Origin of the sequence: Sphingomonas folli (assembly GCF_019429525.1) — a bacterium.
GTDB classification, from domain to species: domain Bacteria; phylum Pseudomonadota; class Alphaproteobacteria; order Sphingomonadales; family Sphingomonadaceae; genus Sphingomonas; species Sphingomonas folii.
In genome coordinates, this window is the sequence record NZ_JAHXZL010000012.1 from 11,814 (window position 1) to 25,926 (window position 14,113).

The window sequence follows — 14,113 nt, forward strand, 5'->3', positions numbered from 1 at the left end:
ATCTTGACACCACCGGGACGCCACATGGCCTCTTTTGCCGACCTCGTTCAGCAAGGCAGCATGAACCTATGGCTGTTTGTCCCGAGCGCGCTCTTGCTCGGTGCGCTGCACGGACTCGAGCCCGGCCATTCCAAGACGATGATGGCCGCCTTCATCATCGCCGTGCGCGGCACGGTCGGCCAAGCGATTCCGCTCGGGCTCTGCGCCGCCCTCTCCCACACCGTGATCGTGTGGGCGATAGCGCTGGGCGGCCAGTATCTCGGCCGCGGCTTCAATACCGAGACGACCGAGCCCTATCTGCTGCTCGGCTCCGCCGTGATCGTGCTGGGCGTCGGACTCTGGATGATCTGGCGCGCTCGCGCCGCTCAGAAGGCCGAGGCGGCCCACGACCATCATCATCAACATCACGGCGAGGAAGGGGTCCGGACGATCGAGCCCGGGCACGGCACGATGTGGCGCGAAATTCTCGAGGACGGCGTACCGCCCCGCTGGCGCGCCAGTTTCGCCAGCGGCCGGTGGAAGGCGGACGACATCACCGTCACGACCGCTCGCGGCTCAGGCGCCACGCAAACCTTCCGTTTCGTCGATCGCGGCGACTTCCTCGAAAGCATCGAGGAGATCCCCGAGCCTCACGCCTTCTCCGCGCACGTATCGCTCGGGCGCGGTGGACACAGGCACGACCATGAGCTGACATATGCCGAACACGGTCGCGAACACGAACACGGGCACGATCATGGCGCGCTCAACGAGCGTTTGAAGGTGACGGGCGACGACGCCTACATGGACGCCCACGAGCGCGCCCATGCCGCCGATATCAGCCGTCGCTTCGCCGATCGGCAGGTGACGACGGGGCAGATCGCCTTGTTCGGTCTCACGGGCGGTCTGATCCCCTGCCCCGCGGCCGTCACCGTGCTGCTGCTGTGCCTCCAGCTCAAGCGGCTCGCGCTCGGCGTCGTGCTGGTCAGCGCCTTCAGTGTCGGCCTCGCGGTGACGATGGTCAGCGCCCGCGTGATCGCCTCGCTGAGCATCAACCAAATCCAGAAGCGCTGGTCGGGGTTCGGCGACTTCGCGCGCAAGGCGCCCTACGCATCGGCTGGACTAATGGTCGTGATCGCCTGCTACATGGGCTATTCGGGTCTGAGCGGCGTTGCCCGCATCGGCGCGATCTGATGCGCTCGCCATGTGTCGAGCTGTGTGGCTTCGACGCCCGCACCGGATGGTGCCAGGGCTGCGGCCGCACGCGCGAGGAGGTGCGGCGCTGGCGCAACCTGCGGCCGGGTGACGCCCGGCGTGTCGCGAGCGACCTCCCGCACCGTTTGGCGAAGCTCGCCGCCCGCCACGCAAAAGACGAGGCCCGTTGATGTTCTATCTTGCCGCGAAGGCGCTTATCTCAGGCGCGCTGATCGCCGTCGCATCGGAGGTGGCGAAACGCTTCCCCGGCTTCGGGGCGCTGATCGCCTCGCTGCCGCTTGTCTCGATCCTCGGCATGATCTGGCTGTGGCACGACAAGCCCGATGCGGAGAACATGGCGGCCCATGTCGCCGCGACGTTCTGGTACGTTCTACCGTCCCTGCCGATGTTCCTGCTCATCCCCGCTCTGCTCCGGCATGGTTGGCCCTTCGCCGCGGCGCTCGGCGCAGGCTGCGCCCTCGCCATCGCGCTCTATCTGGGCATGACCGTCCTCGCACCACGTTTGGGATTGCAGCTTTGACCTCGCACACCGTCATTTGCACCGATCCGGCCTGCCAGGCCGGGAGAGCCGCAGCGTCTTCCAACGGGATCCGGTCGCCGTTTCGGCTCCGCATCTTCGCGAAGTGTGGTCCACTTCCTTCCGAGCTCGCCGAGGTCGTTCGCTTCGCAGCCACCCGCGAGGGATTGAACGAACCGGCGCTTCGTCGCGACGAGGACGGTGCCGTTCTCGAGCTTGTCGGTCCGGAAGACGCCTTGCGGCGCCTCTCGAACCTGTTGGAGAGGAGACCTGGCGGCGGTCTCCTGGTCCTAGACGAGATTACGTCCTAGCGATCTTCCCCATCAGCGACCTTCGCACGGCGCTGCATGATCGCGCTCACCTGTGGTCGCCACGGCCGGAGCCGTCCCCGCAGCGTCAACCCAAGGAGCTGGGCACGCCCACGGACGCCGTCAACCGTGCGCCGCATGGCGACGGCAACGGCGCCTACCGGCTCGCGGGCGCGGAGACGACGTTCCAGCTCGGCATCCTCAGCTGGGGTCCAACGGCGGATACGCGGCGCCCGACGGCTGTCCGTCACGGATGGACGTCGCCTTCATCGCAGTCCCTGCCTGAAGCCTCGGTCTGGATCGTGCTGTGCTCGATCTCGTAGCGGGTCTTCAGCACGGCCTGGATCGCCGACCGCGTACCGTCGACGTCGGCGCCGTCCTCGAGAACGACATGGACGGTGCAGTTCACCTCGTCGTTGCTCATCGACCAGACGTGCAGATCGTGGAGGCCGGCGACGCCGGGCACCCCGGCGATCGCCGTGCGAACCTCGGCGAGCTTCAGCCCACCCGGGACGCCTTCGAGCAGCACGTTGCTGGTGTCGCGGAGCAGAATCCAGGTGCGGGGCAGAACCCACAGACCGATGCCGACGGCGACGATCGGATCGACCCAGGTCCAGCCCGTGAAACGGATGACCAACGCGCCGACGATGACGCCGACCGAACCGATCATGTCGGCCCACACTTCGAGGTAGGCGCCCTTGACGTTGAAGCTGCCTTCCTTGCCCGCCATCAGCAGCCGCATCGAGATGACGTTCACGACCAGGCCGATCGAGGCGACGATCAGCATTCCCCAGGACTGGACTTCCTGCGGCTGGCTGAACCGCTTGATCGCCTCCACGAAGACGTAGATCGCGACGCCGAACAGCAGCACGGCATTGAAAGCGGCCGCGAGTATTTCGAACCGACGATAGCCGAACGTCCGCTTGTCGTCGGCTGCCTTCTGCCCGAGTTTGATCGCCAGTAGCGCGATGACCAGCGCCATCACGTCGGTCATCATGTGCGCGGCGTCGGAGAGCAGCGCCAGGCTGTTGAAGACGAACCCGCCCACGACTTCCGCGATGAAGTAGGTGAAGGTCAGCGCGAGCGCCCAGCTCAGCATCTTGGCGTTGGCTCCGGCGGTGTGGTCGTGCGAGTGTCCGCCCGCTTCGTGATTGTGTTCGTGTGCCATCACTTCCCTCCCTGCGTCGCGGCGCTGCGCTCGGTGAGCCAGCGCCTCATCTGGACGATCTCCGCCTGCTGCACTCGGATCACGTTCTCCGCCATCTGCCGGATTCTCGGATCACTGCCATTCGCGATCTCCTTGCGCGCCATGTCCACCGCGCCCTCGTGATGCGCGATCATGGCGGCCAGGAAGTCGGTATCGGGATCACCCGTCGGCTGCGTCGCCATGCCGCCACCGCCGTGGGCCGCGTTTGGGCCATGGATGGCGTCCTTCGATCCGGGCGACCCGGGATCGTCGGAGGCGAATTGACCCGCCGGCTTGCTGCCGGAGCAGGCAGGGACTGCGAACAGGATCGCAAGGCAGCACGCTCGTAGGATCGAGGGAGTCATTCAGTGCTCCAATGAAAGGCGGGGTGACTAACGGGATTGTCGGCCGCGCCGCCTCTCACCCCGCGATCTCCTCAAGGGCCAGCAGCGCAAGAAAGCCGATGAAGAAGAAGGCGCTGATGAGTGGACTGTCCGGCTTCTCATGCGCCTCGACCAGAAGTTCCTCGGTGACGAGGTAGAGCAGCGCCATGAGGCCGAAGCTGAGGAAACCGGCGATGACGATCGGCGACAAGGCCGCAACCGGAACGGCGACGAGCGAGCCGACAGGTAGGAGCAGCGCAAGCCCTACAACGATCAGGATGATGCGCAACTTCGACTGTCTCGTCTCGGCCAGTTCGGTGGTGACGGTGATTCCGAGGAACAGGACCTCAAGCGTGAGGGCTACGGTGAGCAAAATGCCTGCCTTTTCGCCGGCGACGAACGCCAATCCGAGCACGAGACCGTCAATCAGTATGTCGATCCCAATGGCGCCGAGGAGAGCTGCTGGCCCCTTGAACCGATCCTCGAAGCTCTTGAGACCGAGCATGACGATCACACCGAGCGAGCCGCCGATCAGAGTCGCGGCGGGACTCGCCTCGTGCTTCACCTGAGGCAGTATCTCGGTGGCAGCGGCCGCGAAGACGACGCCCGCCGCCAGGTGCTGCATGGCACTCGTGAAGGCAGGCCCGGGCCGCCGCATGGCGGCGATGATCGCCCCAATCACGACGGCGATGGTCGGGATGACGGTGTAGGTCAGCGCCAGCATGGAGGTTTCCTCAACTTCATCGATCATGCGCTCCGCCGCCTTGGCTCGCCTGGAGATGGAGGCGGCGGCTCAAAACCCCTCGGGATCGACCGGCCGCCACGCCGGCTACGAAGACGTTCGCCTCCCAGGAGGTGTAGGGCTCGTCCCAGGTCGCGGACAGGCAAGAAGCCGCCGATGGCGGGAGATGCGGACATCGTCATTGGCGGCTGCTCGACCTGACAAGCACGGACAGATGCCACTTCCCGCCGTTCCGTCGCCAGGCAGTGAAGCCGGCGCGATGGAGCCGGCCCGCCCATCGCACGAACACGAGGGTGGTGGATGCCGAGATGAGCCTGTGCCCGCGTACCACGCGTGTCGTGCGGATGAGCATCGTCGCCAGCAGCAGCCAGGAGCCCGCCGGGAGAGCCACGCGTGCGGCGTGCTGCGCCTTCAACATGCGGGTAGACTCCACCAGTTGGATAGGCGGCAAAGCCGAAGCGGCACAGCGTAGCGGAGTGCGCTTTGATAGAGCGGACCCATCAATGCCGCCCGGGCCGACCGTTGAAGGTCGCCACGCGCCAGAGATACCAGACTACCGCAGTTGCGATCACCACGTTGCTCGCGGGCTCGATGAAGCCGGCGACCTGGCCATACTGACGGCCAAGGCGAAATCCGGCGAGCACCAGCAGTGCTGTCCAGATCGCCGATCCGACGAGCGTCGCGACCATGAACGTGAGCAGCGGCATGCCGCTGACACCAGCAGGTACGGAGATCAGCGTTCGCACACCAGGAACCATGCGGCCGAGCAGTACGGCCCAACGGCCATGACGATCGAACCAGCCTTCGACCTGGTCGATCTCCCGCGGTGTCAGCGTCAGCCAGCGCCCGTGCCGTGCGGCGAATCGCTTCAGGCGATCGACGCCTATCCACCGGCCGACGTAGTACCACAGGACCGCTCCCGATGCGGACCCGAGCGTCCCCGCGACGATGGTGACCGCCAGACCTCCGCGACCCTGCGTCGCGGCATACCCCGCCAACGGCAGGATCACCTCCGAGGGGATGGGCGGGAACACGTTCTCCGCGAGCATCAGCAGAAAGACGCCGAAGCCGCCGAGCGCAGTGAGGACGGCTATGATGATGTCGAACATCGCGACTACCTCCGACGGCGACGGGTCGCAGATGAACCGGAGGTCGGGCGCAAACACCCGGGCACGATCGTTGCAGCGCGGTCGACCGCGGAGACTCGGATCATGCCGCGTTTCCTTCCGGATCGCGGTAGGCCAGCAGCCGCAGGGCGTTGACGACGACCAGGAGCGTGGACCCCTCGTGAACGCCCACCGCCGGTCCGATCCCCATGCCCAGGATGGTCGCGGGCACGAGGAAGGCGACGACGCCCAGACTGACGAAGACGTTCTGGCGGATGATGCCGCGGGTTCGACGGCTTAGCCCGACTGCGAAGGGAAGGTGCGCCAAGTCGTCTGCCATAAGCGCGACATCGGCAGTCTCGAGCGCGACATCCGAACCCGCGGCGCCCATCGCGATCCCGACGGTGGCGCTCGCCATCGCAGGCGCGTCGTTGACGCCGTCGCCCACCATGGCGACCTTGTCCTCGCCCGCGAGCTTCCTGATGGCATCGACCTTTTCCTCCGGCATGAGTCCGCCGAGCGCCACGTCGATCCCCACGTCTCTGGCGATCGCCTCCGCCACCTTCTGGTGGTCACCCGAGATCATGATCATGCGCGACACGCCCATCTCGTGGAGCCGCCGCAGCGCCACCCTGGCGGCATTCCGGGGCGTGTCCATCAGACCTATGGCGCCCACGTCGCGGTCGCCCTTGCGAACCACCATGGTCGTGCGGCCACCCTCCCGCAGCCGCTCGATCGCCTCCAAGGCCGCCTGCCCCAGCGCGGGAATGCCTTCCGCGCCGAACATCTCGGCCTTGCCGATCCACACGGTCTCGCCACCCACGTTGGCCGTGACGCCCCGGCCGGTCAGGCTCTTGAGCTCATCGGCGACGGGCAAGGTTCGCTCCTTCAGCCTTTCGCGACCGTCCTTGACGATCGCCTGAGCCAGGGGATGATCGCTCAGGGCCTCGACGGCGACGGCCAGCGCCAGGAGCTCGCCCTCATCGGCGCCATCGACGGGAACGACATCCGTGATGCGCGGACGTCCTTCGGTCAGCGTGCCCGTCTTGTCGAAGGCGATCGCCGTCAGGGAGCCGAGGTTCTCCAGCGGCGCACCGCCCTTGACCAGCACGCCGCCGCGAGCCGCCCGTGCCACCCCGGACAGCACAGCGCTCGGCGTAGCGATGGCAAGGGCGCACGGGCTCGCCGCCACGAGCACCGCCATCGCGCGGTAGAAGCTGTCGCGGAAAGGCTCGTCGACGACGATCCAAGCGAACAGCAGCAGGACGGAAAGCGCGAGAACCGCGGGCACGAAGACACGTTCGAAGCGGTCGGTGAAGCGCTGCGTCGGCGACTTCTGCGTCTCGGCCTCGCTCACCATCTTCACGACCTTCGCAAGCGCGGACTCGTTAGACCGGCGGGTCACCTCAATCTCGATTGCGCCGCCGCCGTTGATCGTGCCGGCGAACACTTTGCTCGCTCCGCCGACCGCATCAGGCTTGGCGCGTGCGGCGGCGGTGTCTGCGACCGGCACCTTGTCGACAGGGATGCTTTCACCAGTCACCGGGGCCTGGTTGATCGCGGTCGTGCCCCTGATGACGAAGCCGTCGGCGGGAAGGCGTTCGTTGGGACGGACGATCGCGATGTCTCCGACGACCATCTGCTCGACCGCTATCTCGCTCGTCCGCCCGTCGCGACGGACGGTGGCCCTTTCGGGAGCGAGCTTCGCCAGAGCCTCGATCGCCTTCTTCGCGCGGCCCATCGCATAATGCTCCAGCGCATGGCCGAGGCTGAAGAGGAACAGGAGCAGTGCGCCCTCGGCCCACGCGCCCAGCGCCGCCGCGCCGGCCGCCGCGACCAGCATCAGCGTGTCGATCTCGAACTTCCTCAATCGAAGATTGTCGATGGCCTCCCGCACCGTGAAGAAGCCGCCGAGGACATAGGCCGCGACGTAGCACGCGATCGGAAGCCATTCCGGCATCCCCGATCCCAGCTTCTCGATCGCGAAGCCGATGCCCAGCAGCGCGCCGCAGGCGAGCGCGAAGATCAATTCGGTGTTCGCGCCCAGGAAGTCGGCGTGGGAATGATCGTGGCCATCGCTGCGGCCATGCTCCTCCGCGACAGTGCCGGGGCCTCGTCCATGATCGTGTCCGGCGTGTCCGTCTGCCGCCATGCGCCTACCCACGACCACCTTGAGTCCGCGCAGCGCATCGCGGATGTCGGATTCGGCAATTTGCCGACGGTCGTATTCCACCCGGATCGCACCCCCGACGCTGGCGCTCGCCTGAACGACTCCGGGGATGGCGCACAGCGCGGCGCTGATCGTTCGGGCGCGTCGCTCGTGGGAGATCCCCTTCGCCCGCCACATGACGTGTCCGTACCGTCCGGTGATCTCCGCTCCCGCCGACCGCACGAGCTCCCGAAGCCGTGGCAGCGGGAGCATGCCGCCATCGAAGTGGATGCACAGCCGAGCAGGTGCCTCGCCGTCTCCACCGATCGCATGCACCCGCTGGACACCGTCCTGCGCCGCGAGCGTGGATATGAGACGGTTCAGGCAGGCATCGGCCGCGTCCGGCAGATCGGGCAGCAGCACGGGTATCTCGAGTTCGAGCCTGTCGTTCATGACCACCTCCCACCATTCCTCTGGGTTGATGCGCGATCACCGCGCAGGATCTCTTGCGCCACTCCGAAGAACACGGCGCCGTCGGGCGCGCAGCCTACGGCACCGAGCCAAGTCTCCGCTCTGCATCCACGGTCGATCGCGTCCGAGAGGTCATCGATGGCGCGCAACGACCGGGGGGGTGACAAGGCGCCCACGCGTCAATCCCCCTCCTTGAGAGGGTGACACACGCGCACCGACCCGTCAGCGCGAGTGAACGCGATGGAACCGCCCGCGATCACCGCCCGCAACCTACCGTTGCGGAACTCGTCCCCAGTGCCCCGCGCCTTCAGTATGTCGGTCCGCCCTTTTGGCAGCCAGGTGACCGCCATGCGCAAACCGTCGGCGAGATAATCCATGTCGGCGCGCGAGCCATCGTCACAGAAGACCATCCGCTGCCGGAGCAGCTCAGGGATCATGCCGGCGTTGTGAAGTTCGTCCGTCGATCTATTCTCCGATCCTCCGCATGCCGCGACGCCGAGCGATGCGAGCATCGCAAGCGCCAAGCGTGCGCCGCGTCGAGCGGAGGCTGACGCAGCCCGATCGGTCCGTCCGGCGCTCACCAAAGCACCCCGTGCACAGGCTTCACCTTTTCAGGAGCGTCGAGTCCTGCCGTTTGAAGCAGGTCTATCTCGATCGTCCGGCACATGGCGGTCAGTGGGACGTCGTGGACGGTGTTTGCAAACGGATCGGTCAGATCCTCGCCTATGCTCAGCACGGCGAGGAAGACCAGCCCGATCAACGTGGAGCCGATAGGCGTCGCGATGCCGAGGGACTCGACCAAGGCAATTGGTAGAAGTACGCAGAAGACGCGAGTGAACAGGTTTGGGAAGAAGCGGAAACCATTTGGAAGCGGCGTGTTCTTGATTCGCTCCATCCCGCCCTGCGCGTTCGCGATGTCGATCAGGATCCTTTCGATGGTTGACTGCTGGATCGTGTCGATTCTCCCGGCCGACAACAGATCGGCAAAGACGCCGGAGATCTCCTCAACGATGTAGTTGGCGGGGTTAGTGCGAAGCAGTGCCATGCTTGCACCGGAGGCGCCGATCATCCGCGCGATCTCACTGCGGGGGGACTCGCCTCTGAGCTGACAACGTAGGGCCTGGGCGAACGCGATCTGACGACGCACCACCACCTCCACCAACCTGTCGCCATCCGGATCTCCGAAGCCGAGGCTTCGCGTCACGCGTGCAAGACTGCGCGACGCGTTGATGAGGGCACCCCACAGCGTGCGCGCTTCCCACCATCTCGCGTAGGCCGCGTTGGTTCGAAAGCCCATGAACAGCGCGATCGCGGTCCCGAACAATGCCGTTGGCAGAGGCGGCTCCTTGATCGGCGTCATGAAGTGGAAGACGGTCACTGCCACGTCCCAGACGAACAGGAACGTCAGCGGCCGCCAGACCTCTATCATGATCTGCCGAAATCTCGGCGTTGCACCCACAATCATTCGATCTTAGCCTCAGTATGATCCGGCATCAGCCAAGTGGCATGTTCATGATGTCCTTGTAGGCGGACAGCAGCTTGTTCCTGACCTGGAGCGTCGCCTCGAAGGCTACACTTGCGCGGTTCTGGATCAGTGCCACCGTGGCGATGTCGTTCGTCTCGCCGCGCTCGTAGGACTCCGTCGCCATGTCCTCCTGCTGCTGCGTCTCGTTGACCTTCGCGACGACCGCCTTCAGCGTCTGGGTGAAGCTGGGGGCGTCACCTTCGGTGACGACGCTGGGCTGCGAAATAGACTGCGCTTCCCGGAGAGCCTTGCTTCGAGCGATCACATCGGCACGGATGGCCAGAACCCCGGAGATGGTGCGATCAGACATGGTCACGTCCTTTCTCGGTACGAGGCGGGATCATCGCCGCTTCAGGTTCGCTCAGATCCGCCACTTCTCACCTGCTGCCGTCCGGAACGCAGATCCGTACTCGCCCGGCATCGTCGACGAGCCTCAGCTGCACACCGGAAAACGTCGCGGTGACGCCGTCTCCCACGTACTGGAGCTCCTGCGTTGGCGCGCTCAGCGTCCTGGACGGCCCGCCTTCCTTCTCGAGAAGATCGAGCCGGAGGCCGTTGTCCTTGTAGTCGACCAGGAGCGTCCTTCCGTCTTCGCAATGGTACCGGTGGCGCCCGGGCTGTCCGGTCGCGACGCCGCTGTCCCTGGAGTGAACCTCCTGCCGTGTCGGCGGGTCGTCGTTCTTCGGCTCAGAACAGGCGCCGACGAGAACGATGCCAGCGAGGGCGAAAATGCGCCTCGGCTTCATCGCGCCGCCCCCCTGTAGCGCCTGGACGCCTGACGCCTCTCGGGGCCTGGCCCCGAGCGACCGGTGCGCCATCGGAGATAGGCTGCCAGTCGCTCGTCGGCTTCGGACATCAGCACGCGCATCCGCCGCAGCATGACGGCGGCGAACGGCAGGGATAGCGGCCCCCTTACGGAGCAGATGTGCGAGAGTGTGGTAGCGCCATCGTCGCCGTCCAGATGGTAGCTCTCGTGGAACGTGAAGACGTGTCGGAGTCCGCACGACCAAGCGAGGACGACCGGCTTGTCGAGCTGGTCGACATGCGCCGGCGAGCGGACATGCTCGAACCATCCGTTCATCACGAACGTGCATTCGGTGTCACCGACCTGTGCGGCATCGTCGAGCAGGACCATGGGCGCCCACGCCCGTCGATGCTCCGCTTCGGTCAGCGCGGACCAGATGCGGAGCGGCGCACCGTGGAGGACCTTCGTCGTCGTTGTCTGAGGCATGTTGATCCCCATCTGCCAGGATCGGGGGGACGGGAACTTTCCGCCCCCCGTCCCCTCAACCCATGTCGGCCACGAAGATCTGACCGTGGTCATCCCCCTCGTGCTCCTCGCTGTAGTGCTCAGGAGCCTCGATCGCCTTCTGCCCGAACCGCGCGTAGAGCGTGGGGAGGACGAAGAGCGTCAGCAGCGTCGCCGAGATCAGTCCGCCTATGACGACGGTCGCCAGGGGCTTCTGCACCTCGGCGCCCGCGCCATGGCCAAGAGCCATCGGCACGAAGCCCAGCGACGCGACCAGCGCCGTCATCGCGACTGGACGAAGTCGCTGCATCGCGCCGACATGCGCCGCCTCTGCCCGGTCCAACCCAGACCGGATCAGGTCCTGGATCGAGCTTACCATGACCAGGCCGTTGAGGACCGCGATGCCGGAAAGGGCGATGAAGCCGACCGCCGCCGAGATCGAGAAGTCCATTCCGCGCAGGAAGAGCAGCAGCACGCCGCCGACCAGCGCGAATGGCACGCCGGTGAAGACGATCGCCGCGTCGCGCACCGATCCGAGCGCCCCGTAGAGGAGGAACATGATCAGGATGAAACAGGCCGGAATGACCAGCTTCAGCCTTGCGCTCGCGGACTGCAGGTTCTCGAACTGCCCACCCCATTCGAGGTAGCTGCCCGGTGGCAGGCGCACCTGGCTGCCGATGGCAGCCTGCGCGTCCGCCACCACGCTTCCGACATCCCGGCCGCGCACGTTGGCCTGGACCACCACGCGACGCTTGCCATTCTCGCGGCTGATCTGGTTCGGCCCGTCCACGACTCCGATGTCGGCGACGCTGGAGAGGGGAACGAAGGATCCACCGGCGACCGGCACCTGCACCTGCTGCAGCAGGCCGAGGTCGGACCGCTGCGCCTCCGACAGGCGGATGACCACCGGGAAGCGACGATCGCCCTCGAAGATCTGCCCGGAGGTGCGGCCCCCGAGGGTGGCGGTGACGGTGTCCTGCACGTCCTGAGCAGTGACGCCGAGGCGTGCCATCGCATCGCGGTTGACGCGGATGTCGAGCATCGGGAGACCCGTCGTCTGCTCGACCTTCACATCCGCCGCGCCCTGCGTCTTGCGCAGGATCGACGCCACCTGTTCCGCCGTCCGGTTCATGGCGGCGAAGTCGTCGCCGAAGACCTTCACCGCGATGTCGCCACGCACGCCGGCGATGAGCTCGTTGAAGCGCATCTGGATCGGCTGGGTGATCTCGTAGGCGTTGCCTGGGAATCTCGCGAGATTGTCTTCGATCCGTTTGACGAGCTCCTCCTTCGCCAGCTTCGGATCGGGCCAGGCGTCGCGCGGCTTCAGGATCACGAACATGTCAGTCGCGTTGGGCGGCATCGGGTCGGACGCGAGTTCCGCGGTGCCCGTCTTGGAATAGACGAACTGCACCTCCGGCTGCTTTGACATCATGCGCTCGATCGGCACCTGCATCGCCTGACTCTGCTGCACCGACGTGGCCGGGATGCGCAGCGACTGGATCAGGAGGTCACCCTCGTCGAGCTGCGGCAGGAACACCTGACCCAGCGATCCGAACGCCAGAACCGCCAGCACCAGGCTGCCCAGCGCCGCTCCGATCGTGATCGTGGGACGCCTCATCGCCCGGTCGAGTCCCGGCTCGTAGCGCTTCTTCAACCAGGTGACGATGCGGCCATCCTCCTCATCGACCTTCTTGGACAGCCAGATGGCGATCATGGCCGGCACGAAGGTGAGCGACAGCACGAAGGCGAAGGCGAGCGCGATGATGACGGTGAGCGCCATCGGCACGAACGTCTTGCCCTCGACGCCAGTGAGCGTGAGCAGGGGGACGTACACGAGGATGATGATCGCCTGCCCGTAGACCGAGGGGCGGATCATCTCGCGCGCCGCCGCTGCGACGCTTCCGAGGCGTTCCTTGACGCTGAGCAGCCGTCCTTCGTGATGCTGGCGCTCGGCGAGCCTTCGCAACGCATTCTCGACGATGATGACGGCGCCGTCGACGATCAGGCCGAAGTCGAGAGCGCCGAGGCTCATCAGGTTTGCGGAAACGTCCGCCCTGAGCATGCCGAACCCGGTGAGCGTCATCGTGATCGGGATGACCAGGGCCGCGATGAGGGCCGCGCGGAAGTTGCCCAGCAGCAGGAAGAGCACGACGATGACGAGCACCGCGCCCTCGCCCAGGTTGCGGCCCACCGTCCTGATGGTCGAGTTTACCAGTTCGGTGCGGTTGAGCACCGGCTGGACCACGACGTCGGGCGGAAGCGAAGCATTGATGGACTTCAGCTTGTCGGCGACCGCGGTGGAGACGGAGCGGCTGTTCTCGCCGATGCGCATGATCGCGGTTCCGACGACGACCTCGGTGCCGTTCTCGGACGCCGAGCCCATCCGGATCGCCTGCCCGGTGCGGACGGTCGCGACCTGATCGAGCGTGACGGGCACACCGTTGCGCGTGGCGACGACCGTGCGTGCCAGTTCGGCGGTGTTGCGAACGAGCGCGTCCGAGCGGACGGCGAGACCCTCGCCGTTGCGGTTCACGAAGCCGCCGCCAACGCTGGTGTTGTTGCGCTCCAGCGCGTTTCCGAGATCGGTGAGCGTGATGCCGAGCGACGCGAGCTTCTGGACGTCGGGGACCACGAGGAACTGCTTGGCATAGCCCCCGATCGAATCCACGCCAGCGAGGCCGGGTGTGTTCTTGAGCAGCGGCGTGACGATCCAGTCCTGCGCGGTACGCAGGTAGGTCGCCTTGTCCTCGTCGCTCGTCAGGCGCTCGCCCTCGGGCGTGATGTAGCTGCCGTCCGGTTGCTCTCCGGGTTCGCCAGGCCTGTGCTTGTCGTCGGCGCGGTGCTGAAGGCGGACGGTGTACATGTACACCTCACCCAGTCCGGTGGCGATCGGGCCCATTTCGGGATTGACGCCGTCCGGCAGGTTCTCGGCGACACCCTGCAGCCGCTCCCCGACCTGCTGGCGGGCGAAGTAGATGTCGGTCGCGTCCGAGAACACGGCCGTGATCTGCGCGAACCCGTTTCGGCTGAGCGATCGCGTGTATTCGAGGCCCGGCGTGCCGGCGAGCGCGGTCTCGATCGGGAACGACACCTGCTTCTCGACGAGCTCGGGCGAAAGCGCCGGCGCGCGAACGTTGATCTGGACCTGGTTGTTGGTGATGTCCGGCACCGCGTCGATCGGTAGCCGGTAGAGGGAGAAGGCGCCGATGGCGGCGGCGATGACGGTGAGGAGCAGGACGAGCCAGCGCTTCTCGACCGCCCATGTGACGATGCGGGCGATCATGAT

Annotated in this window: 14 protein-coding genes; 3 read left to right on the forward strand and 11 right to left on the reverse strand. The window is 66.1% G+C overall.

What is annotated here, in order from left to right; genetic code table 11:
• Nucleotides 1-24 precede the first annotated feature (24 nt).
• The 3 genes from KZ813_RS16700 to KZ813_RS16710 are packed head-to-tail and all read left to right on the forward strand — an operon-like array spanning nt 25 to nt 1,711.
• Nucleotides 25-1,170 carry a nickel/cobalt efflux transporter gene (locus KZ813_RS16700; protein ID WP_219756127.1) on the forward strand — a complete coding sequence of 382 codons (1,146 nt, stop codon included), beginning with the start codon at nt 25-27 and terminating at the stop codon, nt 1,168-1,170.
• Entirely contained in the window at nt 1,170-1,361 is a 192-nt protein-coding gene (locus KZ813_RS16705; RefSeq protein WP_219756128.1) for a DUF1289 domain-containing protein, read from the forward strand. The genes KZ813_RS16700 and KZ813_RS16705 overlap by 1 nt, the downstream gene beginning before the upstream one ends.
• The gene (locus KZ813_RS16710) at nt 1,361-1,711 is read left to right on the forward strand and encodes a DUF3147 family protein (RefSeq protein WP_219756129.1); all 351 of its coding nucleotides are present in this window, start codon (nt 1,361-1,363) and stop codon (nt 1,709-1,711) included. The genes KZ813_RS16705 and KZ813_RS16710 overlap by 1 nt, the downstream gene beginning before the upstream one ends.
• 552 nt (nt 1,712-2,263) lie before the next feature.
• Here KZ813_RS16710 and KZ813_RS16715 read toward each other — a convergent pair.
• From KZ813_RS16715 to KZ813_RS16765, 11 genes are all read right to left on the reverse strand, one after another.
• Nucleotides 2,264-3,184 (reverse strand): cation diffusion facilitator family transporter, encoded by a 921-nt coding sequence (locus KZ813_RS16715; RefSeq protein ID WP_219756130.1) that lies wholly within the window; start codon nt 3,182-3,184, stop codon nt 2,264-2,266.
• Nucleotides 3,184-3,567, reverse strand: a complete 384-nt coding sequence (copM, locus tag KZ813_RS20245) for a CopM family metallochaperone (RefSeq protein WP_258046897.1) — start codon at nt 3,565-3,567, stop codon at nt 3,184-3,186. The genes KZ813_RS16715 and copM overlap by 1 nt, the downstream gene beginning before the upstream one ends.
• Nucleotides 3,568-3,622: 55 nt before the next feature.
• Nucleotides 3,623-4,309, reverse strand: a complete 687-nt coding sequence (locus tag KZ813_RS16725) for a ZIP family metal transporter (RefSeq protein ID WP_219756131.1) — start codon at nt 4,307-4,309, stop codon at nt 3,623-3,625.
• Nucleotides 4,310-4,827: 518 nt separating this feature from the next.
• Entirely contained in the window at nt 4,828-5,436 is a 609-nt protein-coding gene (locus tag KZ813_RS16730; protein WP_219756132.1) for a DedA family protein, read from the reverse strand.
• Between the two features lie 100 nt (nt 5,437-5,536).
• Nucleotides 5,537-8,035 carry a heavy metal translocating P-type ATPase gene (locus tag KZ813_RS16735; protein ID WP_219756133.1) on the reverse strand — a complete coding sequence of 833 codons (2,499 nt, stop codon included), beginning with the start codon at nt 8,033-8,035 and terminating at the stop codon, nt 5,537-5,539.
• Between the two features lie 197 nt (nt 8,036-8,232).
• A complete protein-coding gene (locus KZ813_RS16740; protein WP_258046898.1) occupies nt 8,233-8,565 on the reverse strand; it encodes a hypothetical protein in 333 nt (110 codons plus the stop codon).
• Between the two features lie 65 nt (nt 8,566-8,630).
• Entirely contained in the window at nt 8,631-9,518 is an 888-nt protein-coding gene (locus KZ813_RS16745) for a bestrophin family protein (RefSeq protein ID WP_219756134.1), read from the reverse strand.
• A 28-nt stretch (nt 9,519-9,546) separates the two neighbouring features.
• Nucleotides 9,547-9,888 carry a flagellar hook-basal body complex protein FliE gene (gene fliE, locus KZ813_RS16750; RefSeq protein WP_219756135.1) on the reverse strand — a complete coding sequence of 114 codons (342 nt, stop codon included), beginning with the start codon at nt 9,886-9,888 and terminating at the stop codon, nt 9,547-9,549.
• Between the two features lie 67 nt (nt 9,889-9,955).
• Complete coding sequence (locus tag KZ813_RS16755) at nt 9,956-10,324, reverse strand: hypothetical protein (RefSeq protein WP_219756136.1); 369 nt, start codon at nt 10,322-10,324, stop codon at nt 9,956-9,958.
• Entirely contained in the window at nt 10,321-10,821 is a 501-nt protein-coding gene (locus KZ813_RS16760; RefSeq protein WP_258046899.1) for an SRPBCC family protein, read from the reverse strand. The genes KZ813_RS16755 and KZ813_RS16760 overlap by 4 nt, the downstream gene beginning before the upstream one ends.
• A 43-nt stretch (nt 10,822-10,864) precedes the next feature.
• Nucleotides 10,865-14,110, reverse strand: a complete 3,246-nt coding sequence (locus tag KZ813_RS16765; protein ID WP_219756137.1) for an efflux RND transporter permease subunit — start codon at nt 14,108-14,110, stop codon at nt 10,865-10,867.
• Between the last annotated feature and the right edge of the window lie 3 nt (nt 14,111-14,113).